Source organism: Glycomyces albidus, assembly GCF_009451885.1.
GTDB lineage: Bacteria > Actinomycetota > Actinomycetes > Mycobacteriales > Micromonosporaceae > Glycomyces > Glycomyces albidus.
The window spans coordinates 59,826-82,052 of the sequence record NZ_WIAO01000023.1 but is presented as its reverse complement, the minus strand read 5'-3'; the positions used below and the strand labels follow the sequence as shown (position 1 = coordinate 82,052).

Here is a 22,227-nt window from a genome sequence, read left to right as displayed (position 1 = left end):
GTGCCGGCCGGCTCGCTCAGTGGTCGGAGGCGGCGTCGATGTCGGCGAGGACGGGGTCCGGGCCGCAGGTCGGGGCCACTGGGACGAGGGAGAAGAGCTGGTTCGCGGCGCCCGTGGGGGTCCACTGGCGGATCGGGTCGCCCGGGGTGGTCGACCAGTCGTAGACGTCGAGGGCCTTGCCGGAGTGGCGGCTGATGAAGGAGTAGTGGCCGGCGGCGTTCCGGTTGACCTGCCACTGCTGGTTGAGGCCGTTGACGTTGGTGTACTGGGCGATGGTGCCGCCGTCGGCGGTGCTCCAGTTCCATACGTCGAGGACCATGCCGGTGTGGCGCACCTGGATCCGGTAGTAGCCGCCGCCGGAGTCGATGAACCGGAACTGCTGGTTCGCGCCGTCCACATCGGTGTACTGGGTGAGGATCGCGCCGGTCGCGGTGGAGGCGCCCTGGATGTCGAAGGCGAGCCCGGAGTGCTGGGAGACGATGGTGTACCAGTCGCTGGTGTTCGGGGGCTGCGCTTCGGCGCGGTCGCCGCCGAGGGCGACGAGCCCCGCGGTGGCGATCACGACGGCGGCGGCGAGCGCGGCGAGGCCGCGCAGCCACCGGGTCGGGATCGAGAGGTCGGGTGGTGCTGCCGGGTTCATGGTGCTCCTTGGCGGTGCTCGGTCGAGGTGGGGGCGCCGTCTGTTATCGATCACAGGATCATGCCGGTTCCGAAACGTTCGCAGTGGGCTTCGAAACTTAGATGATTCGAACTATAGAGATTGATCGATATCACGTCAACGGCGCGGCCGAGGTTGAAACGGCCCGGATCGAAGCGGCCCAGGTTGAGGAGGCCGAGGTTGAGGAGGCCGAGGTTGAAACGGATGGTGCGCTTGGCGCTAGACTGCCGCGATGAGCGCCACCTCCGCAGGCACCGGGCCCGCAGTCCCGGACGGGCCGTTGACGATCGCCCAGCTCGCCGCGCTCGCCGGCGTCTCCACCGCGACGGTCTCGAAGGTGGTCAACGGCCGCTCGGACGTCGCCGCGGCGACCCGCGCCCAGATCGAGGAGCTCATCCGGACCCGCGGATACCGCAGGCAGCGGCGGCCGACGAAGTCCGCGGCCCTCATCGACGTGCTCTTCCACGAGCTGCGGGGCGTCTACGCGATCGAGATCCTCAACGGGGTCGAGGAGGTCGCCCGCGAGCACCGGCTCGGCGTCGTCCTCTCCGAGCTGGGCGGGCGCCACGTCCCCGGCCAGGACTGGGTCGAGGAGGCGCTGGCGCGCCGCCCGGTCGGCGTCGTCTCCGTCTTCTCAGGACTCGAGCCGGACCAGACCGAGCGGCTCTACAGCCGCGACATCCCGCTGGTGCTGCTCGACCCCACCGGCGACCCCGACCACGACGCGCCGTCGGTCGGGTCCGGAAACTGGAACGGCGGCCTCAGCGCCACCCGGCACCTCATCGGGCTCGGGCACCGGCGCATCGGCGTCATCACCGGGCCCGACCGGATGGAGGCCAGCCGGGCCCGCGCCGACGGCTACCGCGCCGCCCTCGACCTGGCCGGGATCCCGGCCGATCCGGCGCTGGAGCGCCACGGGAACTTCAGGATCGAGACCGGGCGCGACCTCGCGTTCGAGCTGCTGCGGCTGGAGGACCGGCCCACGGCGATCTTCGCCTGCAACGACGGGACGGCCCTCGGGGTCTACCACGCGGCGGCGAAACTGGGCCTGCGCATCCCCGAGGACCTCAGCGTGGTGGGCTTCGACGACCTGCCGGAGACCAGGTGGATGATCCCGCCGCTGACGTCGGTCCGCCAGCCGCTCAAGGAGATGGGCGCCGCCGCGGCCCGCATGATCACGGCCCTCGCCGCCGGCGAGACGCTGCCGCATCACCGGGTCGAGCTCGCGACCGAGCTCGTGGTCCGCGAGAGCACCGCCCGGCCCGGCGGGCGGTAGGCAGCGGTCCGACCCGCCGAGGCGGTGTCCGTGAAGCGCTGACATCGACAGCGATCTATTTACATCCGGCGATCGGGTGGCTACCCTGGCTGCGAGACCCCTCTAATTTTCGAGGAGATCTCCGAACGTTTCGAGGATGCTCGGTTCCGCGAGCGACACCCCGGGCGCCCGCGGGCGCGCCCAGAGAGGTACCCCCATGAAGACACCGACCCGGTTGCGGACGGCGGCGCTCGCGCTGGCGTTCGCGCTCACGGCGGCCGCGCTCAGCCCGGCCGCCGACCCGTCGCCCTCCCCGGCACAGGCCGACAACCCGATCATCCAGACCATCTACACCGCCGACCCCGCGCCGCTGGTCCACAACGGACGCGTCTACCTCTACACCGGGCACGACGAGGACGGCTCGACCTGGTTCACCATGCGCGAGTGGCGGGTCTGGTCCTCCGACGACATGGTCAACTGGACCGACCACGGCTCGCCGCTCAACATCGACACCTTCGCCTGGGCGCGCCAGGACGCGTGGGCCGGGCAGGCAGTGGAGCGCAACGGCAAGTTCTACTGGTACGTCCCGGTCGTCAACGACGCCACCGGCCGCATGGCCATCGGCGTGGCCGTCGCCGACAGCCCCACCGGACCGTTCAGGGACGCCCTCGGGCGCCCCCTGGTCGAGAACGGCGAGATCGACCCGTCGGTCTTCATCGACACCGACGGGCAGGCGTACCTGTACTGGGGCAACCCGAACCTGTGGTACGTGAAGCTCAACGCCGACATGACGTCCTACTCCGGCGGCGTCAACCGGATCCCGCTCACCACGCAGGGCTTCGGCACCCGCCCCGGGAGCACCGACCGGCCGACCCTCTACGAGGAGGGGCCGTGGGTCTACAAGCGGAACGGCCTGTACTACATGGTGTTCGCCGCGCAGTGCTGCTCCGAGCACATCGCCTACTCGACCGCGCCGGGCCCGACCGGCCCGTGGACCTACCGCGGCACGGTCATGCCGACCCAGGGCAGCAGCTTCACCAACCATCCCGGCGTGATCGACTACAAGGGAAGCTCGTACTTCTTCTACCACAACGGGGCGCTGCCGGGCGGCGGCGGATTCACGCGGTCGGTCGCGGTCGAGCGGTTCACCTACAACGCCGACGGCACCATCCCGGTCATCAACATGACCACGGCCGGGGCGCCGCAGGTCGGCGCGCTGAACCCGTATGTGCGCCAAGAGGCCGAGACCATCGCGTGGGCCAACGGCGTGGAGACCGAGCGCTCCAGTGAGGGCGGCATGAACGTCGGCTGGATCGAGAACGGCGACTGGATCAAGGTCAAGGGCGCCGCGTTCGGCACCGGCGCGAGCTCGTTCACCGCCCGGGTGGCCTCGGCGACCGGCGGCGGCCGGATCGAGCTGCGGCTCGACGGCCCGAACGGGCCGCTGGCGGGCACCTGCACGGTGTCGGGCACGGGCGGCTGGCAGAACTGGTCGAGCGTTTCGTGCCCGGTGAGCGGCGCGACCGGGACGCGCGACCTGTACCTGAAGTTCACCGGCGGCTCCGGTTACCTGTTCAACGTGAACTGGTGGCAGTTCACCGCCCGGTAGCCGCGGCGCGGCGAAACGGGCCTCCCGCGAGGGAGGCCCGTTCCGTCATGCCCGGCGATGAGGGCGCGCCGGGCGGTCGTGGATCAGACGAAGGTCCACTTCTGCGCGGCCGAGCCGTTGCAGCTCGCCAGGACCACCGCGGTGCCGTTGGCGGTGCCGCCGTTGACGGTGGCCAGGCACAGCCCGGACTGGACGCCGGTGATGGTGCCGTCCGAGTTCACGTTCCACTGCTGGTTCGCGCCGCCGTGGCAGTCCCAGATGATCACCCGCGTGCCGGGAGCGGTGCCGGCCCCCTCCGCGTCGAGGCACTTGCCCCCGTAGACGGTGAGCTGCCGGGACGAGGTGCGGGTCCACTGCTGGTTCGCGCCGGTGTGGCAGTCCCAGACCTGGAGCGTCGCGCCGTTCGCGGTGGACTGGGCCGAGACGTCGAGGCAGCGGTTGGAACCGTTGTTGCGGACCTGGTCGGTCTCGGCGGGCGGGGTCGAGGAGAACTGGCTGATGAACGCCCAGACCTCGTTCTTGACCCAGCTCCGGGCGCCGCTCTCGCAGCCGGTGCAGCCGTCGACCGGGCCCTGCTGGTGGCCGCCGTCGAACGCGGACCAGCGGACCGGGTAGCCGGCGCGGCACGAGTAGTCGGTGCTGATGTGCGTGCCGCTGCCCGAGGCGGGCTCGCGCGGGCTCAGCGCCGTGCAGCCGTTGTTGGCGACGAAGCGGTCCCGCATCGCGCGGGCGTTCGGCATGCTGTCGGTGACGCCCTGGATGCCGTAGTACGCCACGGCGCCCGTGCCGCCGCTGCACCCGCTGACCGGACCGGGGACGGCGATCGCGATGACCGCGCGGAACACGTTCGGCCGGGCGCAGGCCAGCGCGTAGCTGATCGCACCGCCGTAGCTGAAGCCCAGGGAGAACCGCTGCGACTCGTCGACGCAGAGGTCCGCCTCGATCCGGCGGATCATGTCGTCGAAGAAGACGACGTCGATGCCGTTCGCGTTGGCCCAGGCGTTGTTCTGGCCCTGCGGGGCGACGAAGATCGCCGAGCCGCCCGACAGCGCGTCGAGCCCGTAGTGGGCGTAGACGGCGCCGTCGCTGCCGCCGGAGGCGACGTCGTTGGCGGTGCCGCCCCACCAGTGGTTGCCGAAGATCAGCTTGTGGGGCTTGTTGCGGTCGTAGCCCGCGGGGATCTTGAGGATGAAGCTGCGGTTCTGGCCGCTGCTCTGGATGGTGTGCGTGCCGCTGGTCAGCGTCGGGGCCTTGCCGCAGCCGGAACTGGCCGTGGCGCTCAGGTCGGCCGGCGCCGGCGCGGCGGGTCCGTCGGCGGCCTGGGCCGTCGCGCCACCCGCCACCGACAGCAGCACCGCTGCGGCGAGGCAGGTGAACAGGGTTCTGAATCTCGACATCAGGGGGAACTCCTTGAGGTGTCGCTGGTCGAAGACAGCAATGTGGAACGGCATCGCATGAGGGGTCCGTAGTGGAGGGCGCGGCGGCCCCGAGAGGTACTGGGATCGCTCCCAGTCCGATTCGGAGTTTTGGACCGTGCGGTGCCTTGAATATCGACGTAAGTCTATATAGATTCAATGTATGCGGTCAATACCTGCGGAGTTTCGGATAGTTCCCACGAAATGTCCGAACAATCAAGCGGCATACGTCGGATCTTTGCGTGCCCGACTGTCAGCGCGCGAGCCGGTCCGGGTCGCCGTTCGCGCCGCGCCGGACGAGCCACGCCTCGGTGATGTGGGCGAACATCGCCGCGGCCGCGCCCTCGGGATCCCGGGCGGCGATCCGCTCGCAGATGCGGCGGTGGCCGCGGTTGGAGGCGGCGCACAGGGCCCGGTCCGTCCGTCCCATGTAGCTGGCGGTGTTGATGACCTGGCTCTCCAGCGAGCGCACGACCGCGCGCGCGATGCGGTTGCCGGAGGCGCGCATGACGGTGTCGTGGAAGGCGCGGTCGAGCTCGTGGTAGGACCCGGGGTCGTCGAGGAGCCCGTCCATGCGGTCGACGAGTTCGCGCAGCCGGGCGACGGCGTCCTCGTCGGCGGTGCGGGCGGCCACGTTCGCCATGTCGGACTCGAGCAGCCGCCGGGTGACCACGAGGTCGTCGAGGACGCCGAGGGTCTCGTCCGCGTCGATGAGCGCCGCGAGCACGAGCTCGTCGAGCAGGTTCCACGAGGTCGGGGGCAGGACGGTGGTGCCCGAGCCCTGGCGGATCTGCACCAGCCCCTTCTCCTGGAGGACCTTGACGGCCTCGCGGACCACGGTGCGGCTCACCGAGAACGTCGCGCACAGCGCGTGCTCGGCGGGGAGCACGGAGCCGGCCGGGTAGTCGCCGCGGACGATGCGCTGCACCAGCTCCGCGGTCACCGCCTTCGCCAGGTTGGCCGGGCGCCGCGTCCACGCCGGGCCGTCCGGTCCCCGCCCGTCCGCGGCCGGTCGCTGCAATGCCGTCATCGGTCCTCCGTCCGCCGCCCGGCCGGACGGCGCGATCAGTATATGTCACTCCATTGACGTAAGACGTCATACGAGTTACGTTTACTTGCACCTTTCGGCGCCGGACCCCCGGCCACCCCTCACGGAGAGTGATCTGCAATGAAGCGACGAGCACTGTGGTCGACCGCCCTCATCGCGCCGCTGGCGCTGTACGGATGCGGCAGCGCCGCCGAACCGGGCTCCTCCGGGGGCGGCGGCGAGGGCGCGCTCGTGGTCTGGGACTGGAAGTCCGGGGACGCGACCGCCGAGTCCTACATCGAGGCCGCGAAGGCCGACTTCGCCGAGCGGCACCCCGACGTCGAGGTCGAGTTCGTGGCCCAGCCGTTCGACCAGTACTACAACCTGCTCGGCACCGCGATCCAGTCCGGCGAGGGCCCCGACGTCATGCTCTTCAACGGCGGCGGCCAGCTCCGCGACCGCGCCGACGCCCTGCTGCCGCTCGAGGACCTCCTCGCCGAGGACATGGACCGCCTCGCCGGATGGGAGGCGTTCTCCGCCGACGGCCACGTCTACGCCGCGCCGGTCACCCTCCAGGGCCACCCGGTCTACTACAACAAGGCGCTGTACGAGCAGGCCGGCCTCGACCCCGAGGCCCCGCCCGCCACCTGGGACGCGTTCCTCGACAACTGCGACGCCATCGCCGAGGCCACCGGCGCGGACTGCTTCGCCATGGGCAACAAGGAGGGCTACGGCATCCAGTTCTTCCTGTCCGGGCTCGGCTCCGGCACGCTCACCCCCCAGGAGTACGACGACTGGATCGCCGGGGACCGCGACTGGAACGCCCCCGGCGTCAAGCGGATCTTCGAACTGTGGGTCGAGACCGAGCAGGCCGGGCTCAACAACGACGGCGTCAACTCCACCGCGATGTTCAACGACGAGTTCGCGCTCTTCGACGCCGGCGAGGCCGCCCACGTCATCGGCCTGATGTCGGACGTCGGGCACTGGAAGGAGTTCGGCGAGTTCATCGGCGCCGAGAACGTCGGCGTCATGCCGGCCCCGGTCGCCTCCCCCGGGGCCGCACCGAGCCTGCCGTACGACGGCGGCATCGGCTACGGCGTCGCCGAGTGGACCGACGACCCCGAACTCGCCGCCGACCTCGTCCGGTCGCTCACCTCCACGGCCGCGCTCGAGGCGTTCTACGCCGACGCCGGCGCGATCGCCGCCGACACCACGATCGACGCCTCCGGCGCCGGACCGGCCGCCGCCGCGATCGTCGCCCAGATCCCCACCGGGAAGCCCGCCCTGCACGTGGCCCTCTCCGCCGAGACCCTCGAACTCATGGGGCGCCTGTCCCAGCAGCTCCTGAGCGGATCGGTCACCGTGGACGACGCGCTCGCGCAGCTCGCCGAGAGCGACCAGGCGGGATAGGCCATGCCCTCAGAAGCCCCGCCTTTCGGAAGTCCGCCGGCCTCGGTCAGGGCTGACGCGGCCCGACCGGCCGAGGAGACTGCACACGCGGCGCGAATCCGAGGGGCGCGGGGGCGTCGGCGCGGGAGCGGTCAGCGACTCCCCCGCGCCGAACGCCTCGCCCCCTACGTGCTCGTGGCGCCGGCGGTCCTCATCATCGCCGGGCTGCGGCTCTACCCGCTCGCGCTCGGCGTCAACTTCTCCTTCACCGGCGACGGCGACCGCAACGGCCAAGCCGTCGGGTGGGACAACTACGCGACCCTGTTCGCCGACCCGCTGTTCGTCGAGTCCATGCGGAACGTGGGCCTGCTGGTGCTGCTCCTCCCTGTGGCCGTGGCGATCCCGGGAATCCTCGCCACCTTCGTCTACCTGCGCGTCCCCGGGCACCGGGTCTACCGGAGCGTCTACTTCTTCCCCGCGGTGCTGTCACCGGTGATCATCGGCGCGATCTTCAACCTGCTGCTCGCGTTCGACGGCCCCGCCAACGCGCTGCTCGGCGCCGCGGGACTCGGCCCGGTCGACTGGCTCGGCGACCCCGGGGTCGCGATCTACGCGGTCGTCGCCGTCCACATCTGGGCGACGTTCGGGATGGCGCTGGTCGTGTTCCTCGCCGGGTTCGCCACCCTGGACACCTCGCTCATCGACGCCGCGCGCGTCGACGGCGCCTCGCTGCCGCTGGTGATCCGGCACGTGATCGTCCCCGGCCTCTCGCGCACGATCCAGTTCGTGGTCGTCACCACCATGATCGGGATGCTCACCTCGATGTTCGGGCTGCTGTACGTCATGACCGGCGGCGGCCCGGAGGGCTCGACCTACCTGCCGGAGTACTACATCTGGTTCCAGCAGGGCCAGATGAGCCGCCCCGCGCTCGCCTCCGCCGCGTCCACAGTGCTCTTCGGCGTGATGCTCGCGGTCGGCCTGCTCCAGCTCGCGATCCTCAGGCGCTCCGGAAGGGAGGACTGATGGCAACCCGCCGCGCCGGCCTCCGGCTCGCCGCGATCCCGATGGCCGCCCTCGCCGTCGCCACCGTGTACCCGCTGGTGTTCACCGCCAACGTCGCCATGAAGACCCGGCACGAGTACGTCCTCGACCGCTTCGCCCCCGCCGAGGCCCTGCGCTGGGACGCGTTCGCCACCGCCTGGGGCAGCGCCGACATGGGCCGCTACCTCGTGAACTCGCTGATCGTCGTCACCGGCTCGGTCGCGCTCCTGCTCCTGTTCGGATCGATGGCCGGATTCGCCTTGAGCCGGCTGCGGTTCCGCGGCTCCCGGGCGCTGTTCCTCGGCTGCCTCGCGGCCCTGTTCATCCCGTTCCAGGTCATCATGGTCCCGCTGGCGCGCACCATGGGGCAGGCCGGGCTCATCGACACCTACCCGGGGCTGATCCTCGCCTACACCGCGCAGTTCCTGCCGTTCACGGTCTTCCTGATGACCAGCTACTACAGCGGCATCCCGGCCGAGATCGTCGACGCGGCCCGCATCGACGGCAACTCCCTGTACGGGGTGTACGGCCGGGTCATGCTGCCGCTGGGCCGCCCGGCGCTGCTGTCGGTCGGCATCCTCAACGCCCTGTTCTGCTGGAACGACGTCCTCATCGCACTGCTCATGATGCCCTCGGCCGAGCACCGCACCCTCATGGTCGGCGTCACCGCGCTCCGCGGCCAGTACTCGGCGGACATCCCGACGTTCGCCGGCGGCGTGCTCATCGCCGCGCTGCCGGTGCTCGTGCTCTACCTGTTCTTCCAGCGCCAGATCGCCTCCGGCGTCACCGCCGGCTCCACGAAGGGATGACATGCGCATCACCGGCTACCGCACGCTCACGACGATCCAGGAATGGGCGCGGCCCGTCGGCGACGCCAACGGCGTCTTCGGCGACGGCGTCACCGTCCTCCCGGTCGTCCTGGTCGACACCGACGAGGGCGTCACCGGGGTCGGACTCGGGTCGCACGTCGAACTCGCGGGCGTCTTCGCCGCCATTGAAGGCGAGGACCCGCGGAGCGTGACCGCGCTGTACGACCGGATGCTGCGGTTCGCGTTCAAGGCCGGGCACACCGGCGCGGTGTTCGCCACGATCGGCGCGCTCGACACCGCCCTGTGGGACATCAAGGCGCAGGCCGCGGACGAGCCGCTGTGGCGGTTCCTCGGCGGCCGCGACCGGGTCGTGCCCGCCTACGCCTCGGGCCTGGACATCGGCCTCGGGGACGACGAGCTCGTCGCGGCCTACCGGGTCTACGCCGAGCGCGGACTGCGGGCGGCCAAGCTCAAGGGCGGCCTCGACGTCGAACAGGACCGCCACCGGCTGACACTGGTGCGGGAGGTGCTGACCGAGGCGGGCGGCGGGGCCCGGCCGGGCCTCATGCTCGACGCGAACGAGGCGTGGTCGCGCAAGCAGGCCGTCCGGCACGTCCGCGAACTCGAGCGCACCGTCGACCTGACGTGGGTCGAGGAACCGGTGCGGCGCTGGGACGCCGAAGGGCTGGCGGTCGTCCAGCAAGGCGTCCGCGCCTCGGTCGCGAGCGGGGAGAACCTCACCGGGCTCGAGCAGTTCCGGCCGCTTCTCAAGGCCGGCGGCCTCGACGTCGTGCAGACCGCCGCGGTCGGCGGGATCACCCACTTCCTGCGCGTCGCCGCGCTCGCCCACGCCCACGACCTCCCGGTCAGTCCCATCGGCAACATCCCGGTCGGGCTGCTGCACGCCGCGACCTCGGTCCCCAACCACCTCGTCAGCGAGCTGCAGGACCTGCGGCCGCCGGTCGGGATCACGGCCGACCTCGACATCGAGGACGGCGCCTTCATCCTCGGCGATGCCCCCGGCCTGGGCATCACCGTCTTCGAAGACCTCATCACCCCGCTGGCCGTCCGGCCGGGGCCCGCGGACCCCGCCGGGCCCGGCGTCCGCCCCGAACGCGCCGGCCTGCGCCTCCTCGCCGCACCCGGCCCCGAGACCGACCGATCCCCTGCCCGCCCGACGCGGACGGACACCGAGGCGCCGTCCGCCGACCGGCGAGTACCCGCCACCGAGCACTCGACCGCCTCACCGAACTAGAAAGGACATTCGACATGCGGCACTCACCCCCCGGGCGCCTGCGCGCGCCCGCCCTCGCGGCGGCCCTCCTCCTCGCGGTCTCCGGCGCCCTCGCGAACCTGGGCGCGTCCCCGGCACACGCCCAGGCGGAGCACCAGATCTACGTGTCCCCCAGCGGCAGCGACAGCGCCGCCGGCACCGCCGCGCAGCCGCTCCGGACCCTCCCCGAGGCGCAGCGGCGCGCCCGCCAGGCCGCCGCGTCGGGCGACGGCGACGTCGAGGTCACCCTCCTCGACGGGACCTACCGCCTCACCTCGCCGCTGCGGTTCGACGCGGCCGACTCCGGACGGAACGGCCACACCGTCACGTGGCGGGCCGCCGACGGCGCCGACCCGGTCGTCACCGGGGCCCAGGCCGTCACCGGCTGGGTCCTCGACGACGCCGCGACCGGGATCTACCGGGCCGACGTCGGCACCGGCTTCGACACCCGGCAGCTCTACGTGAACGGCGTCCTCGCCAAGCGCGCCGAGATGAGCCTGTCCCCTTCGGACATCCAGTTGACCGCGAGCGGGTTCACCGTCCGCAACTCGAACCTGAACTGGCTCTCGACCCTCCCCGACCAGCGCCGCATCGAACTGCGCGCGAACCTGACGTGGACCACCCGGATCACCCCGGTCGACTCGATCTCCGGCACCACCGTCACGATGCGGCAGCCGGCCTGGAACAACAACACGTGGGGCTGGGACACGATCCAGAGCCCGTTCGTGGGCCCGCGGTTCTACCTCGCCAACGCCAAGCGCTTCCTCGACCAGGGCGGCGAGTGGTACCTCGACGCGGCCGCCGGGAGGCTGTACTACAAGCCGCTCGCGGGCCAGAACATGGCGAACACCAGCGTCGAGATGCCGCGGCTCCAGTCCCTGGTCCACGTCGGCGGCACCTACGACCAGCCCGTCCACGACCTCCGGTTCGAAGGGCTGACCTTCACCGGCACCTCGTGGCTGCACCCGAACTCGGCCGACGGCTACGCGAACCAGCAGACCGGCACGTTCATGACCGGCGCCCAGACGCACCGGCCCGCCGACGCGTTCACGAGCTGCGCCCGCGGCTGCCGCGGCTTCGAGGGCTCGCGCAACGGCTGGTCGCAGACCCCCGGCGCGGTCCAGGTCTCGGCGGCCGATCGGATCACGTTCGAGGGCAACACCTTCGTCAACCTCGGCTCGATCGCGCTCGGCATCGGCAACGACGCGAACGCCCACGGCTCCGGCGTCGGCCTCGGCGCGCACGACATCCAGGTCCTCGGCAACACGTTCACCGAGAGCGCCGGCGGCGCCGTCGCGGTCGGCGGCGTCCGCCCCGACTCGCACCACCCGTCGGATCCGCGGATGGTCAACCGCGACATCCGGATCGGGAACAACAGCATCTACAGCACGGCGCTGGACTACCTCGACAACGACGCGATCCTCGCCACCTACGCGACCCGGCTCACGATCGACCACAACTACATCGCCGACATGCCGTACAGCGGCATCGGCGTCGGGTACGGCTGGGGCGCCAACGACCCGGGCGGCAGCCAGGAGTACATCGACCGCGGACTCTACGACTTCCAGCCGATCTACAGCACGCCGACGACCCTCACCGACGTCCACATCGTCGGCAACCACCTGGTCGACACCGTGAACACGCTGTGGGACGCCGGGTGCATCTACACGCTCTCGGCCCAGCCGAACAGCACGATCAGGGGGAACTTCTGCGACCGCACCGGCCAGCTCGGCATGTACTTCGACGAGGGCTCCCGCTACATCGCCGCGACCGGGAACGTCATGATGAACACCGCCGGGCAGTGGGCGCATGCGAACATCGCGGGCGGCCACAACACCGGGAACCTGACCCTGACCGGGAACTACTCGACCAGCTCCCAGATCACCGGCATCCCGCACGGCCAGCGCGGCAACACCGTGCAGAACAACACGGTGTTCTCCACCGGGAGCATCCCGGCGGGGGCCGCCGCGATCATGGAGGCGGCCGGGCCGCAGGACGACACGCCGTCGCCGACGTCGGGCGCGCTGCGCGGCACGGCGTCGAACCGGTGCCTTGACGTGCCGAACCAGTCGACGACGAACGGCACGCAGGTGCAGATCTACGACTGCTGGAACGGCGCGAATCAGCAGTGGACCTACAGTGCCGCAGGTGAGCTGAGCGTCTACACGGGCGCTTCGCGCAAGTGCCTCGACGCCTCGGGCGCCGGGACCGCGAACGGGACGGCGGCGATCATCTGGTCGTGCCACGGCGGGACGAACCAGAAGTGGGACCTCCGCCCGGACGGCTCGATCGTGAACCGGCAGTCCGGGCTGTGCCTGGACGTGTCCGGGGCCTCGACCGCCAACGGCGCGCTGGTGCACCTGTGGTCCTGCCACGGCGGGGCGAACCAGCGGTGGACGCTCGCGTAAGGATCCGTGCCGTTGCGGCCCCGGCGGTCTCCCGACCGCCGGGGCCGCTGTTCTCACCCGGGCTCCGGCGCGCTCAGAGGGCGGCGAGGATCCGGTCGAGGGCGGCGTTGAACGCGTCGGGCCGCTCCAGGTTCGGGTAGTGGGCGCAGCCGTCGATCGCGGTGCTCGTCCCGGTGCCGACGAGCGCCACGAGCCGGTCGGCCATCGCGAGGTGGTCCGGGGAGTCGGCGGCGCCGTTGACGGCGTGGACCGGGATCTCGAGGGCGGCGGCGCGGTTCCAGGTGTCGCGCACCGGGACCGACCAGTCCGGTTCGCCGACCGCGTGCTTGGCGAAGGTCTCGCGGGTCATCGTCGTCAGGCGCTCCACCACGTCGGGGTCGAGGTCGTCGAGCGCGCGGTGCGGGCCGGCCGCGAAGCGGGTGAACTCGGCCACCGCGTCCTCGACCCGGCCCTCGGCCATCGCGGTGGTCCACGCGGCGAAGGTGGCGGTGGTCCACGGGTCCATGAAGCGCGGTTCGCTCGTGCCCGCACCCGAGACGACCGCGGCGGCGACCACGTCGGGGTGCTCCAGCGCCGTGTCGACGGCGGTGGCCGCGCCCATCGAGACGCCGACGAGGATCGCGGGGCCGGTGCCGAGGCGGTGCAGGAGCCGGGCGAGGTCGTCGGTGTGCCGGAACGGCGCGTCGGCGTTGGCCGAGCGCCCGTGCCCGCGCGCGTCCGGCGCGATGACGCGGAACCGGTCGGCGTAGGCGGCTATCTGCTCGTCCCACATCCGGTGGTCGAGGAAGCCGCCGTGCAGGAAGACGAGCGGCCGGCCGGCGCCCGTCTCGATCCAGTGAAGTCCGTTCATGACAACCAGGGTGTCATATGATCGACAGGATGACAACTCGGGTGTCATAATCGACGTATGCCTGAACCCGAACGGCTCACCGCCGTCTTCGATCTCGTCGGACCGCTCTACCGCCGGTCCTACCGCCGGGTCGAGCAGGACGCCGGCGCCCACGGGCTCTCGGTCGGCGTGCGCGCCGTAATGGTCCTGCTCCGCGAGCACGGGCCGATGACCGTCCCGCAGCTCGGCAGGGCCCAGGATCTGAGCCGGCAGTTCGTCCAGCGCACCGTCAACGAGGCGGCCGCGTCCGGCCTGGTCGAGAGCCGCCCGAATCCCGCGCACAAGCGCTCGTCGCTCATCGCGCTCACCGAGTCGGGCGAGCGCCGCATCGACGGGCTCCTCGAACGGGAGCACGCGGCGCTCCGGGCGCTCGGCGCGGGCCTGAGCGACGCCGATGTCGCGGCGTGCGCCCGGGTCCTGGCGCACTTGGTGGACGGGCTCGAGCCGGTCCACGACTGAGCGGCGCCGTCACACCGGCTTCGGGCTCCGGATCACCAGCAGGAGCCGCCGTCGTTGCGCTCGATGATGCGGTCGCGGACCCTGCCGAGACCGTCGGCGATCGCCTTGCACTCATCGGGGGTGAGCACGTCGATGAGGACTTCCCGGACCTTCTCGACGTGCCCGGGGGCGGCGCGCTCGAGCATCGCGCGGCCCTCGTCGGTGATCTCGGCGAGCACGCCGGACTTGCTCCACTCGCAGGGGCGCCGCCGGACCAGGCCGTCGCGCTCCATCTGCCCGATCTGGTAGGTCAGTCCGCTCTTGGAGTTGATCAGCCGCTCGGCGAGCGCGGTCATGCGCAGCGCGCCGTTCTCGGCGGCGTTGAGGTGGACGAGGATCTCGTACTGGAGGTGCGAGAGTCCCATGTCCTCCTTGAGCTGCTGGTCGAGTTCGCGGGCGACCAGGGTCGCCGTAGGGATGAACGCAAGCCATGCGCGCATCTCTTCTTCGTCGAGCCATCTCGTGTGATCCATACCTCCACCTCCATCCGTTGTTCAAATTTGAACTCAAGTGTAGCTTAGCTCCTGCCGTTCAAATTTGAACAGCTCTCGCGAACTTGGGAGACGACATGGACAAGGCAGCCCCGAAGGCGACGATCCGCACCCGGGTCGAGATTCCCCTCCGCTTCCCCGCCGAACAGGGTGCCGACGGCTTCGAGACGGCCGCCGAGGTCTACACGTTCGACGGCCTCGTGGACGGCCGCGAGCACCTCGCGCTCGTCCTCGGCGACCCCGCCCCCGACACCGTCCCCCTCGTCAGGATGCACTCCGAATGCCTCACCGGTGACGTCTTCGGCTCGGCCCGCTGCGACTGCGGGCCGCAGCTCCGCGAGGCCGCCGAGCGGATCACCGCGCGCGGCGGCGTCCTGCTCTACCTGCGCCAGGAGGGCCGCGGCATCGGCCTGTACAACAAGCTCGACGCGTACGCCCTCCAGGACGCCGGCCTCGACACCTACGAGGCCAACACCGCCCTCGGCCTCCCCGAGGACGGCCGCGACTACACCGCCGCGGCCCAGATGCTCGCCGCGCTCGGCATCGAGTCCCTCGACCTGCTCACGAACAACCCGGACAAGGTCGGACAGCTTCGCGACCTCGGCCTGACGGTGGAGCACACGGTCGAAACGGGCGTCTTCGCCACCGAGAGCAACACGCGCTACCTGGAGGCCAAGGCGGTCCGCACCGGCCACACGATCACGCTGCCCACGCTCGCGGCCTAGCGCCCGGCCGTCCGGCGCCCGACCCGCGGAACGAACGAGGTCGCGGCCGACTCGAAGGCACCTCGGGAGCTCCAGCAGAGCGGCAAGTGTCGCGGGCAGGCGGCCCGCACAGCCGCGACGCGCTCAGGGCGCCGGGCGGATCACCGCGGCGGCGAAGGACCACGGGGGCATGACGAGGTCGATGCCGTTCGCTCCCTTGGTCTTCTCCTGGACCGGCACCACCGGGGACGCCTCGAAGACCGCGCCGTCGTCGGGTCCGGCCCCGGCCAGCAGCTCGATCTCGGCGGTGACCGCACCCGGCGCGCCGTCCAGGTCGATGCGGACCGTCTTCTCGGTGTCCTCGGCGTTGACGAGGCGGACCACGTACTCGGTGCCGTCGATGCCCGCGCGGGAGAGCGCCCCGGCGGCGACGCGACGCTCGGGCCGCCGGTCCTGTTCGAGGTCGTGGTGGAGTTCCCCGTCGACCCAGACGCGGACGCGCGGCCCGTCGAGACGGACGCGGACCCGGATCGGGACGCCGTCGACCATGCCCGGCCACAGGTGCCCGGACTCGAAGTTGCCGATGCCGTCGTCGCTGCGGACCACCGACGTGTTCTTGTTCTGCCACGGCGCGAACTCGACCTTGAGGGAGGTCTGCGGGTCCTCCGGGCCCAGGCGCAGTGAGAAGCCGTCCGTCCCGCCCGTGCGGACCGCGGTGAACGCGATCTCCGCGGCCTCGGGGTCGATGGCGGCGATGTCGACGCCGTCGCCGCCGGGCGCGATGGCGGTGTCGGGGACCGGGTTCCCGTCCACGGCGATCGCGGTGAAGGCGACCGCGGCGCGCCCGGACTGGAGCCGGGCCGTGCCCTCGTGCGGAATCGATCGCGAGAACGGTTCGGCGCCTTCGATGTCGACCGCGTGGACGCGCTCGCCGCGGATCGAACCGAAGGCCCGCTGCACGAAGTACGACGCGGTCGGGCGCACCTCGTCGGCGGTGAAGTAGATCAGGTCGGGGGTCCACTGCGAGTGCCCGACGCGCGCGAGCAGCGGCGCGTAGGAGGCGAGGCGGACGACGCCCGGGTTGCGTTCGAGGCCGATCATGTACGCGGCCTCGGCGAGGGCGGAGCGGACCTTGCTCGACCAGCCCGCGTATTCACCGAGGTAGACCTGGGGTCCGGCGGGGTCGTAGGCCGCGTAGCGGTCGAGGTTCTGGTGGAGCCAGCGCGGGCTCTGGTAGCCGTGCTCGTCGACGACCGCGATGCCGCGTTCGCGGGCGTAGGCCCATCCGGCGTCGTAGTCGGGGCCGGACGTCGCGGGCCCGGAGGTGCCGATGACGGTGATCTCGGGGTGGGCCTCGCGGAGGGCGTCCTCGATGCGGGCGTAGCGGTCGCGGAAGTCGTCGGTGATCTGGTCCTCGTTGCCGACGCCGAGGTAGCGCAGGCCGTACGGCGCGGGGTGGCCGTGCTCGGCTCGCTTGGCGCCCCATGTGGTGCCGGTGCCGCCGTTGGCGTACTCGACGAGGTCGAGGACGTCCTGAATGTACTCGTCCATGTCGGACTCGGCGATGGCGTGCTGCCCGCCGGGCGAGTTCTGGCAGCAGACGCCGGCGGCGACGACGGGGATCGCGGTGGCGCCGAGGGCTTCGCACAGTTCGAAGTACTCGCCGTAGCCGATCTGGCGGGACTGGTGGTAGTTCCAGATGTTGCGGGCGTGGGCGCGTTCGTGGCGGGGGCCGACGGTGTGCTTCCAGTGGTAGACGTTGTCGAGTCCGTACCCGTGGGCGAGGCAGCCGCCGGGGAAGCGGATGAAGCTGGGCCGCAGGTCGTGCAGGGCCTGGAGGAGGTCGGGGCGGAAGGTCAGGGGCGTGCCGTCGTCGCCGACCGGGCGCAGTGAGACGGCGTCGACGTCCACCACCGCGCCCGCGGGGACGGCGAGGCGCAGTTCGCCGCGGCCGTCGGCGGAGGCCCGGAGGTCGGCTTCCACGCGCCGCCAGCCGCCGGGTTCGAGCGGGAGCGTGTCGATCGCGGCGCCGCCGGCGATCTGGACGGTGAGTTCGGTGGCCGTTCTGGTGCGGGCGAACAGCGACAGGTGCAGGCGCTCCCCCGCGGTGGTGCGGACGCCGCCCCAGCCGCCGTTGGCGATCGCGGCCGGTCCGGTCAGGCGCGCGTAGTGGGGGTTGTTCGGGTGCAGCGGGTCCTGGGTGCCGATCGCCGTGGCGCCCTCGGCGGCCCAGCCGGTGCGGTGGGTGAAGCCGTCGCGGTCCGCGGGGTCGAACTCGAAGTCGCCGTTGCGGACGAGTTCGGCGTTGAGCCCGCCGTCGAGGGCGTCGTTGAGGTCCTCGATGAACAGGCCCCACAGTTCCGGGGCCGCGTCGGCGACGGCGGCGCCCACTCGGATGTCGACTCGCTGCGTCATGGGTGCGTCCTCGAACTCGGATTTGCAGGCAAAGTGATTTATCGGTAAAGTACCGTCACTCTACTCGCTCCGAACCCACCCGTGTCAAGCCCCCGGCCGGTGGCGCTCCACGCGGACACCGCCGGCCCCAGAGCGGAAACCGGCACCGATCGCCTTGCGCCGCAATGGCTGAGGGAACTACTCGGTCTGCGCGATGAGCGCCAGCAGGTTGCCGTCGGGATCGGGGAAGAAGGCCAGCCACTCCTCGACGCCGTTCGCGTGCCGGTGGATCATGTGCGGCTCGGCGCTGAACTCGACACCGCGGTCGCGCAGCTCCGCATACGCGGCCTGGATGTCGTCGACCTGGAAGTAGATCACCGACTCACCGGTGCCGCGGCGGCCCTCGTCGGAGGCGGTGAGGAACAGGCGGGTCCCTGCGCAGTCGAAGAACGCCAGATCGCCGAAGGTGTACAAGTGCGGCAGGCCGAGCGTCTCCCCGTACCACTCGACGGCGCGATCGATGTCGCTCACTCCGCGCGAGATCTGCCCGATGGCCCCCAGCCGCAGACGCCGGCTCATAGCGTTCTCCTCACAGGCGGTTCTCGAGCCCGCCGGCCGGCCCTGATCCTACGCTCGATGCAGGGCGGGCAGGGCCGTTCGCACCGGCTGAGCGGGGCTCCTCGGGTTCGGGGAACGGGCGGCCTCGCGGATCGGTCGGCGGTCGGCGGTCGGCGGTCGGCGGTCGATGAATTTCCGGGACGCGCGGCGTCTTGACGGGTGAGATGAGAATCCAGACTTCGAGGAGCACATCATGACCGCCACCTACACGTTCGACGTCTTCTCCAGCCTCGACGGCTTCGGCTCGGTCAGCGGCGGCGACTGGGGAGGCTACTGGGGCAAGCAGGGCCCCGAATTCCTCGCCCACCGCCTGGAGCAGTACCGCGCGGATCAGCGGATGGTGTTCGGCGCCAACACGTTCCGGGCCTTCACCGAGATGCTGGCCGGGGCCGCGGAGGACTCGGAGGTGCGCGACCCGTGGGTCACGCGGATGATCGGCCTGCCTGCGACCGTGGTGTCGTCCACGCTCGAAGCGCCGCTCGACTGGGCGGACGCGACCCTGGAGCGCGGGGACGCCGTGGACGTCGTCGCCCGGCTCAAGGAGGAGTCGCCCGTGCCGCTGCGCTCGCACGGCAGCCTGGCGGTGAACCGGGCGCTCATGGCCGCCGGTTTGGTCGACTTCGTGCAGGTGACCGTCTTCCCGGTGATCACCGGCCGGAACGGCTCCGCGCCCGTCTTCGGGGGCGCTGAGGACTTCGACCTCGACCTCGTCGAAAGCCGGACGCTCGACGGCCGCATCCAGGAGCTGGTCTACCGGCCGACCCTGCACGGTTGAGAGACCGAGCACAGTGGACACGTCGGTCGCCGCTGTCCTGATGTTCACGGCGATGTCACGTCCCTCTGATAGCGTCGCCAATCGCTCGACCGGAGGCCGGCCCATGTCGTCCGCAGGCACCTCCGTTCTCCGCTGATACCAAGGTGCGCAAGGCAGGCGATGTACATGAGGATCCCGTACCGTGCCATCGTCGTCGGCGCCGCGGCCGTCGCCGTCGGGATGCTGTGGCAGGCCCGGCGGCGGCGCGGGGCGGAGGTCGCCGAACTCACCGAGCGGGTCGCCCGGTACCAGGCGGCCCGGCAGGCCGCCCGCCAGGAGCTCGAATCGATGCCCCGGTCGTCGCCCAAGCGGCTGATCCGCGAATGGAACCGCCTCGTCCACGCGGAGTTCGAGGACCTCATGGCCCTGTACCGGGACATCGGCCCGGACCAGGCGCTGCCGCCCATGCACGGCTGGGCCGCCGGGCCGGACCTCGCCCGGTTCCTCTACCGGGAGGTCGTCGAGCACGGCCGATCCTCGGTGCTCGAATGCGGCTCGGGCAGCACCACCGTGATCCTCGCCTACGCGTGCCGCGCCGTCGGCGGGGGACGCGTCGTCGCCCTCGAACACGACGCCCGGTTCGCCGCCGCCACCAGGAAGATGCTCGACGAGCGCGATCTCGCGAAGTGGGCCGAGGTCCGCGACGCGCCGCTGACCGACGTCCGCGTGGGCGGGCGGACCTGGCGGTGGTACAACCCAGAGAGCCTGGACGAGGGACCGTTCGACCTGGTCCTGGTGGACGGGCCGCCCGGCGGCACCGGGCCCGAGGCCCGGTACCCGGCGGTCCCGATGCTCATCGACCGCCTGACGGACGACGCCCTCGTCGTGCTCGACGACGCCGGCCGCGCCGACGAGCAGGCCGTCGGGGACCGCTGGGCCGCCGAATTCGACGGGTTCGCGCTCGAGACGCTCCCCCACGGGCACGGCACCCTGCTCCTGCGGCGAGGCGCCGACCACGGGCCCGGTGCACGGCGCTGACGTCCGTCGAGCATCGCGCCGACGCTTCGGAAACCGGTGCGGGTCGGCACCGCAGGCTCGATGATGGAGGGGCACGCCCGTTCGCCGAGGTCGATGGAGGTCCGCACCCCATGCCGCAAGCAGCAGCGCAGCGGATCCTCGTCGAGGACCGCCAGATCAAGGTGTCCAGCCCCGACAAGGAGCTCTTCCCCGGCGAGGGGATCACCAAGGCGGACCTGATCGGCCACTACCGGACCGTGGCGGCGGCGATGCTGCCGCACCTGGCCGGGCGGCCCCTGACGCTGCGGCGCTACCCCGAGGGCATCGGGCAGGAGGGCTTCTTCCAGAAGCACGCCGAGCACCTCCCCGGCTGGGTCCGCACCGTGACGCTCGCCAAGAGCGCCGGAGGCACCGCCGAGTACGTGCTCTGCGAGGACGAGGCGACCCTCGTCTACCTGGCCGCCCACGGCACGATCGAACTCCACATCCGGCCCGTCACGGTCGCGTCCATCGACCACCCCGACCGGCTCGTGGTCGACATCGACCCGCCCGACGGCGTGCCCGTCCAGGTCCTGCGCACGATCGCCAGGCGGGCCCGCGAGCTGTTCCTCGAGCTCGGCCTGCCGCCCTTCCTGCAGTCCACGGGCGGCCGCGGATTCCACGTGGTCGCACCCCTCGACCGGTCCCAGGACCACCGGTTCGTCCGCGACCTCGCCGGCGACCTCGCCGCGCACCTGGCCCGGTCCGCACCGGACGCGCTGACCGTCCAACAGCGCATCGACAAGCGCGGGCACCGCGTGTTCCTCGACGTCAACCGGAACGGGCGGGGGCAGACGTTCGTGGCCCCGTACTCGCTCCGCGCCCGCCCGGGCGCCGGCGTGGCCACCCCGCTGGACTGGAACGAACTCGGCCGCGCCACCCCGGACGGCCACACCATCGCCTCGATGCGCCGGCGCCTGGCCCGCAAACGCGACCCGTGGGCCGACCTCGACGCCTGCGCCGTCCCGGCCGGCGAAGCCCGCGAACGACTCGACGCCCTGATCGGCCCGCGCCTCGCCGCCCGCAGCGCCGCGGCCCGGCGCCGCCGGTGAACGGCCCCGGTCAGGAGCTCTTACGCCGGGAGGCGGCCTTCGCGGGCTTCTTCGCCGCGCTCGCGCGCGCGGTCTTCTTGGCCGACTTCTTCGCGCTCTTGCGGACGGTCTTCTTCGCCGGCAGCCGGTCGGGGTCGGCCTGCTCGACCGACTTCTTCAACGCGTCCATCAGGTTGATGACCTTCGCCTTGCGCTCCGGCGCCGCCTTCGGGGCCGGGCGCCCCTCCCGCTTGGCCTCGATGAGCTCGGCGAGGGCCTCCTGGTACTCGTCGGTGTACCGCTCGGGCTCCCAGTCGCCGGAGCGGGCGTCGATGAGGATCCGCGCCATCTCCAGCTCCTCCTGCACCACCTCGCCGCCGACGCCCTCGACCTTCGGGATGACGATCTCGTCGGGCCACAGCATCGTCTCCAGCACCAGGACGTCGCCGCGGACCCGGACCGCCGCCAGGGACTCGCGCTGCCGCATCGTGAACCGGACCAGGGCGGTCCGCTCGGCCTCGTGCAGCGCCTCGCGCAGGAGCACGTACGGGTCGGTCTTGCCGCCGGGGCCGAGATAGTAGGTCTTCTCGTAGTAGATCGGGTCGATCTGCGCACTGGGGACGACGCTGAGCACCTCGATCTCACGCGACGTGGACTGCGGCAGCGCCGCCAGGTCGTCGTCGTCGAGCAGGATCACCTCGTCGTCGACCTCGACGCCCTTGACGATCTCCTCGGCCGGCACCGGCTCCTCCTCGATCTCGCAGACCTTCTCGTAGCGGATCCGGCCGCCGTCGGAGGCGTGGTGCTGGTGCATCGCGCGGTCGTGGCTGCTGGTCGCGGAGTACACCTTGACCGGGATGCGCACCAGGCCCAGCGCGAGGGTCGTGTTCAGGATCGAGCGCATACGA

Annotated in this window: 20 protein-coding genes; 12 read left to right on the top strand and 8 right to left on the bottom strand. The window is 71.5% G+C overall.

Annotation, left to right across the window (positions count from 1 at the left end):
* Positions 1-16: 16 nt before the first annotated feature.
* Positions 17-640: an RICIN domain-containing protein gene (locus GFD30_RS17740; RefSeq protein ID WP_153026527.1), complete on the bottom strand. Its 624-nt coding sequence runs from the start codon at positions 638-640 to the stop codon at positions 17-19.
* Positions 641-890: 250 nt separating this feature from the next.
* On the opposite strand from GFD30_RS17740, the gene GFD30_RS17735 reads away from it, so the two are divergent.
* Positions 891-1,934: a LacI family DNA-binding transcriptional regulator gene (locus GFD30_RS17735; protein ID WP_153026526.1), complete on the top strand. Its 1,044-nt coding sequence runs from the start codon at positions 891-893 to the stop codon at positions 1,932-1,934.
* 196 nt (positions 1,935-2,130) lie between these two features.
* Complete coding sequence (locus GFD30_RS17730) at positions 2,131-3,522, top strand: glycoside hydrolase family 43 protein (RefSeq protein WP_153026525.1); 1,392 nt, start codon at positions 2,131-2,133, stop codon at positions 3,520-3,522.
* 83 nt (positions 3,523-3,605) lie between these two features.
* Here the strand turns inward: GFD30_RS17730 and GFD30_RS17725 are convergent, their stop codons facing one another.
* Together GFD30_RS17725 and GFD30_RS17720 are read right to left on the bottom strand one after the other, a co-directional pair.
* The gene (locus tag GFD30_RS17725; RefSeq protein WP_153026524.1) at positions 3,606-4,919 is read right to left on the bottom strand and encodes a ricin-type beta-trefoil lectin domain protein; all 1,314 of its coding nucleotides are present in this window, start codon (positions 4,917-4,919) and stop codon (positions 3,606-3,608) included.
* A 271-nt stretch (positions 4,920-5,190) separates the two neighbouring features.
* A complete protein-coding gene (locus tag GFD30_RS17720) occupies positions 5,191-5,967 on the bottom strand; it encodes a FadR/GntR family transcriptional regulator (RefSeq protein WP_153026523.1) in 777 nt (258 codons plus the stop codon).
* Between the two features lie 138 nt (positions 5,968-6,105).
* On the opposite strand from GFD30_RS17720, the gene GFD30_RS17715 reads away from it, so the two are divergent.
* From GFD30_RS17715 to GFD30_RS17695, 5 genes are read left to right on the top strand one after another with little or no spacing between them, the layout of a single operon-like run.
* A complete protein-coding gene (locus GFD30_RS17715; protein ID WP_153026522.1) occupies positions 6,106-7,374 on the top strand; it encodes an ABC transporter substrate-binding protein in 1,269 nt (422 codons plus the stop codon).
* 3 nt (positions 7,375-7,377) lie between these two features.
* Positions 7,378-8,376: a carbohydrate ABC transporter permease gene (locus GFD30_RS17710; RefSeq protein ID WP_153026521.1), complete on the top strand. Its 999-nt coding sequence runs from the start codon at positions 7,378-7,380 to the stop codon at positions 8,374-8,376.
* A complete protein-coding gene (locus GFD30_RS17705) occupies positions 8,376-9,203 on the top strand; it encodes a carbohydrate ABC transporter permease (protein WP_153026520.1) in 828 nt (275 codons plus the stop codon). Before GFD30_RS17710 ends, GFD30_RS17705 begins: the two co-directional genes overlap by 1 nt.
* Position 9,204: 1 nt before the next feature.
* Positions 9,205-10,458 carry a mandelate racemase/muconate lactonizing enzyme family protein gene (locus GFD30_RS17700; RefSeq protein WP_153026519.1) on the top strand — a complete coding sequence of 418 codons (1,254 nt, stop codon included), beginning with the start codon at positions 9,205-9,207 and terminating at the stop codon, positions 10,456-10,458.
* 14 nt (positions 10,459-10,472) lie between these two features.
* Positions 10,473-12,884, top strand: coding sequence for an RICIN domain-containing protein (locus GFD30_RS17695; RefSeq protein WP_153026518.1), 2,412 nt, complete (start codon positions 10,473-10,475; stop codon positions 12,882-12,884).
* A gap of 73 nt (positions 12,885-12,957) precedes the next feature.
* Here GFD30_RS17695 and GFD30_RS17690 read toward each other — a convergent pair whose 3' ends face one another.
* Positions 12,958-13,734, bottom strand: a complete 777-nt coding sequence (locus tag GFD30_RS17690) for an alpha/beta fold hydrolase (RefSeq protein ID WP_153026517.1) — start codon at positions 13,732-13,734, stop codon at positions 12,958-12,960.
* Positions 13,735-13,791: 57 nt separating this feature from the next.
* Here GFD30_RS17690 and GFD30_RS17685 point away from each other — a divergent pair, with 57 nt between their 5' ends.
* Positions 13,792-14,232 (top strand): MarR family winged helix-turn-helix transcriptional regulator, encoded by a 441-nt coding sequence (locus GFD30_RS17685; RefSeq protein ID WP_153026516.1) that lies wholly within the window; start codon positions 13,792-13,794, stop codon positions 14,230-14,232.
* A gap of 32 nt (positions 14,233-14,264) precedes the next feature.
* On the opposite strand, the gene GFD30_RS17680 is transcribed toward GFD30_RS17685, so the two are convergent.
* Complete coding sequence (locus GFD30_RS17680) at positions 14,265-14,744, bottom strand: MarR family winged helix-turn-helix transcriptional regulator (RefSeq protein ID WP_153026515.1); 480 nt, start codon at positions 14,742-14,744, stop codon at positions 14,265-14,267.
* Positions 14,745-14,839: 95 nt separating this feature from the next.
* On the opposite strand from GFD30_RS17680, the gene GFD30_RS17675 reads away from it, so the two are divergent.
* Positions 14,840-15,487, top strand: a complete 648-nt coding sequence (locus tag GFD30_RS17675; protein WP_153026514.1) for a GTP cyclohydrolase II — start codon at positions 14,840-14,842, stop codon at positions 15,485-15,487.
* Between the two features lie 123 nt (positions 15,488-15,610).
* Here GFD30_RS17675 and GFD30_RS17670 read toward each other — a convergent pair whose 3' ends face one another.
* On the bottom strand, positions 15,611-17,881 hold the full coding sequence (locus GFD30_RS17670) for an alpha-L-arabinofuranosidase C-terminal domain-containing protein (RefSeq protein ID WP_153026513.1): 2,271 nt from the start codon (positions 17,879-17,881) through the stop codon (positions 15,611-15,613).
* A gap of 177 nt (positions 17,882-18,058) precedes the next feature.
* Positions 18,059-18,439 (bottom strand): VOC family protein, encoded by a 381-nt coding sequence (locus tag GFD30_RS17665; protein ID WP_153026512.1) that lies wholly within the window; start codon positions 18,437-18,439, stop codon positions 18,059-18,061.
* A 232-nt stretch (positions 18,440-18,671) separates the two neighbouring features.
* On the opposite strand from GFD30_RS17665, the gene GFD30_RS17660 reads away from it, so the two are divergent.
* The 3 genes from GFD30_RS17660 to ligD all read left to right on the top strand — a co-directional run bounded on the left by GFD30_RS17660 (position 18,672) and on the right by ligD (position 21,340).
* Complete coding sequence (locus tag GFD30_RS17660) at positions 18,672-19,253, top strand: dihydrofolate reductase family protein (protein WP_153026511.1); 582 nt, start codon at positions 18,672-18,674, stop codon at positions 19,251-19,253.
* A 165-nt stretch (positions 19,254-19,418) separates the two neighbouring features.
* The gene (locus tag GFD30_RS17655) at positions 19,419-20,270 is read left to right on the top strand and encodes an O-methyltransferase (protein WP_194202006.1); all 852 of its coding nucleotides are present in this window, start codon (positions 19,419-19,421) and stop codon (positions 20,268-20,270) included.
* 110 nt (positions 20,271-20,380) lie between these two features.
* Positions 20,381-21,340: a non-homologous end-joining DNA ligase gene (gene ligD / locus GFD30_RS17650; protein ID WP_153026509.1), complete on the top strand. Its 960-nt coding sequence runs from the start codon at positions 20,381-20,383 to the stop codon at positions 21,338-21,340.
* A gap of 10 nt (positions 21,341-21,350) precedes the next feature.
* Here the strand turns inward: ligD and ku are convergent, their stop codons facing one another.
* The gene (gene ku / locus GFD30_RS17645; protein WP_153026508.1) at positions 21,351-22,223 is read right to left on the bottom strand and encodes a non-homologous end joining protein Ku; all 873 of its coding nucleotides are present in this window, start codon (positions 22,221-22,223) and stop codon (positions 21,351-21,353) included.
* Between the last annotated feature and the right edge of the window lie 4 nt (positions 22,224-22,227).

What these genes read in the sequence shown, in the direction of transcription:
- GFD30_RS17740 (WP_153026527.1), bottom strand. Translation starts at nt 640, where the DNA reads ATGAACCCGGCAGCACCACCCGACCTCTCGATCCCGACCCGGTGGCTG.
- GFD30_RS17735 (WP_153026526.1), top strand. Translation starts at nt 891, where the DNA reads ATGAGCGCCACCTCCGCAGGCACCGGGCCCGCAGTCCCGGACGGGCCG.
- GFD30_RS17730 (WP_153026525.1), top strand. Translation starts at nt 2,131, where the DNA reads ATGAAGACACCGACCCGGTTGCGGACGGCGGCGCTCGCGCTGGCGTTC.
- GFD30_RS17725 (WP_153026524.1), bottom strand. Translation starts at nt 4,919, where the DNA reads ATGTCGAGATTCAGAACCCTGTTCACCTGCCTCGCCGCAGCGGTGCTG.
- GFD30_RS17720 (WP_153026523.1), bottom strand. Translation starts at nt 5,967, where the DNA reads ATGACGGCATTGCAGCGACCGGCCGCGGACGGGCGGGGACCGGACGGC.
- GFD30_RS17715 (WP_153026522.1), top strand. Translation starts at nt 6,106, where the DNA reads ATGAAGCGACGAGCACTGTGGTCGACCGCCCTCATCGCGCCGCTGGCG.
- GFD30_RS17710 (WP_153026521.1), top strand. Translation starts at nt 7,378, where the DNA reads ATGCCCTCAGAAGCCCCGCCTTTCGGAAGTCCGCCGGCCTCGGTCAGG.
- GFD30_RS17705 (WP_153026520.1), top strand. Translation starts at nt 8,376, where the DNA reads ATGGCAACCCGCCGCGCCGGCCTCCGGCTCGCCGCGATCCCGATGGCC.
- GFD30_RS17700 (WP_153026519.1), top strand. Translation starts at nt 9,205, where the DNA reads ATGCGCATCACCGGCTACCGCACGCTCACGACGATCCAGGAATGGGCG.
- GFD30_RS17695 (WP_153026518.1), top strand. Translation starts at nt 10,473, where the DNA reads ATGCGGCACTCACCCCCCGGGCGCCTGCGCGCGCCCGCCCTCGCGGCG.
- GFD30_RS17690 (WP_153026517.1), bottom strand. Translation starts at nt 13,734, where the DNA reads ATGAACGGACTTCACTGGATCGAGACGGGCGCCGGCCGGCCGCTCGTC.
- GFD30_RS17685 (WP_153026516.1), top strand. Translation starts at nt 13,792, where the DNA reads ATGCCTGAACCCGAACGGCTCACCGCCGTCTTCGATCTCGTCGGACCG.
- GFD30_RS17680 (WP_153026515.1), bottom strand. Translation starts at nt 14,744, where the DNA reads ATGGATCACACGAGATGGCTCGACGAAGAAGAGATGCGCGCATGGCTT.
- GFD30_RS17675 (WP_153026514.1), top strand. Translation starts at nt 14,840, where the DNA reads ATGGACAAGGCAGCCCCGAAGGCGACGATCCGCACCCGGGTCGAGATT.
- GFD30_RS17670 (WP_153026513.1), bottom strand. Translation starts at nt 17,881, where the DNA reads ATGACGCAGCGAGTCGACATCCGAGTGGGCGCCGCCGTCGCCGACGCG.
- GFD30_RS17665 (WP_153026512.1), bottom strand. Translation starts at nt 18,439, where the DNA reads ATGAGCCGGCGTCTGCGGCTGGGGGCCATCGGGCAGATCTCGCGCGGA.
- GFD30_RS17660 (WP_153026511.1), top strand. Translation starts at nt 18,672, where the DNA reads ATGACCGCCACCTACACGTTCGACGTCTTCTCCAGCCTCGACGGCTTC.
- GFD30_RS17655 (WP_194202006.1), top strand. Translation starts at nt 19,419, where the DNA reads ATGAGGATCCCGTACCGTGCCATCGTCGTCGGCGCCGCGGCCGTCGCC.
- ligD (WP_153026509.1), top strand. Translation starts at nt 20,381, where the DNA reads ATGCCGCAAGCAGCAGCGCAGCGGATCCTCGTCGAGGACCGCCAGATC.
- ku (WP_153026508.1), bottom strand. Translation starts at nt 22,223, where the DNA reads ATGCGCTCGATCCTGAACACGACCCTCGCGCTGGGCCTGGTGCGCATC.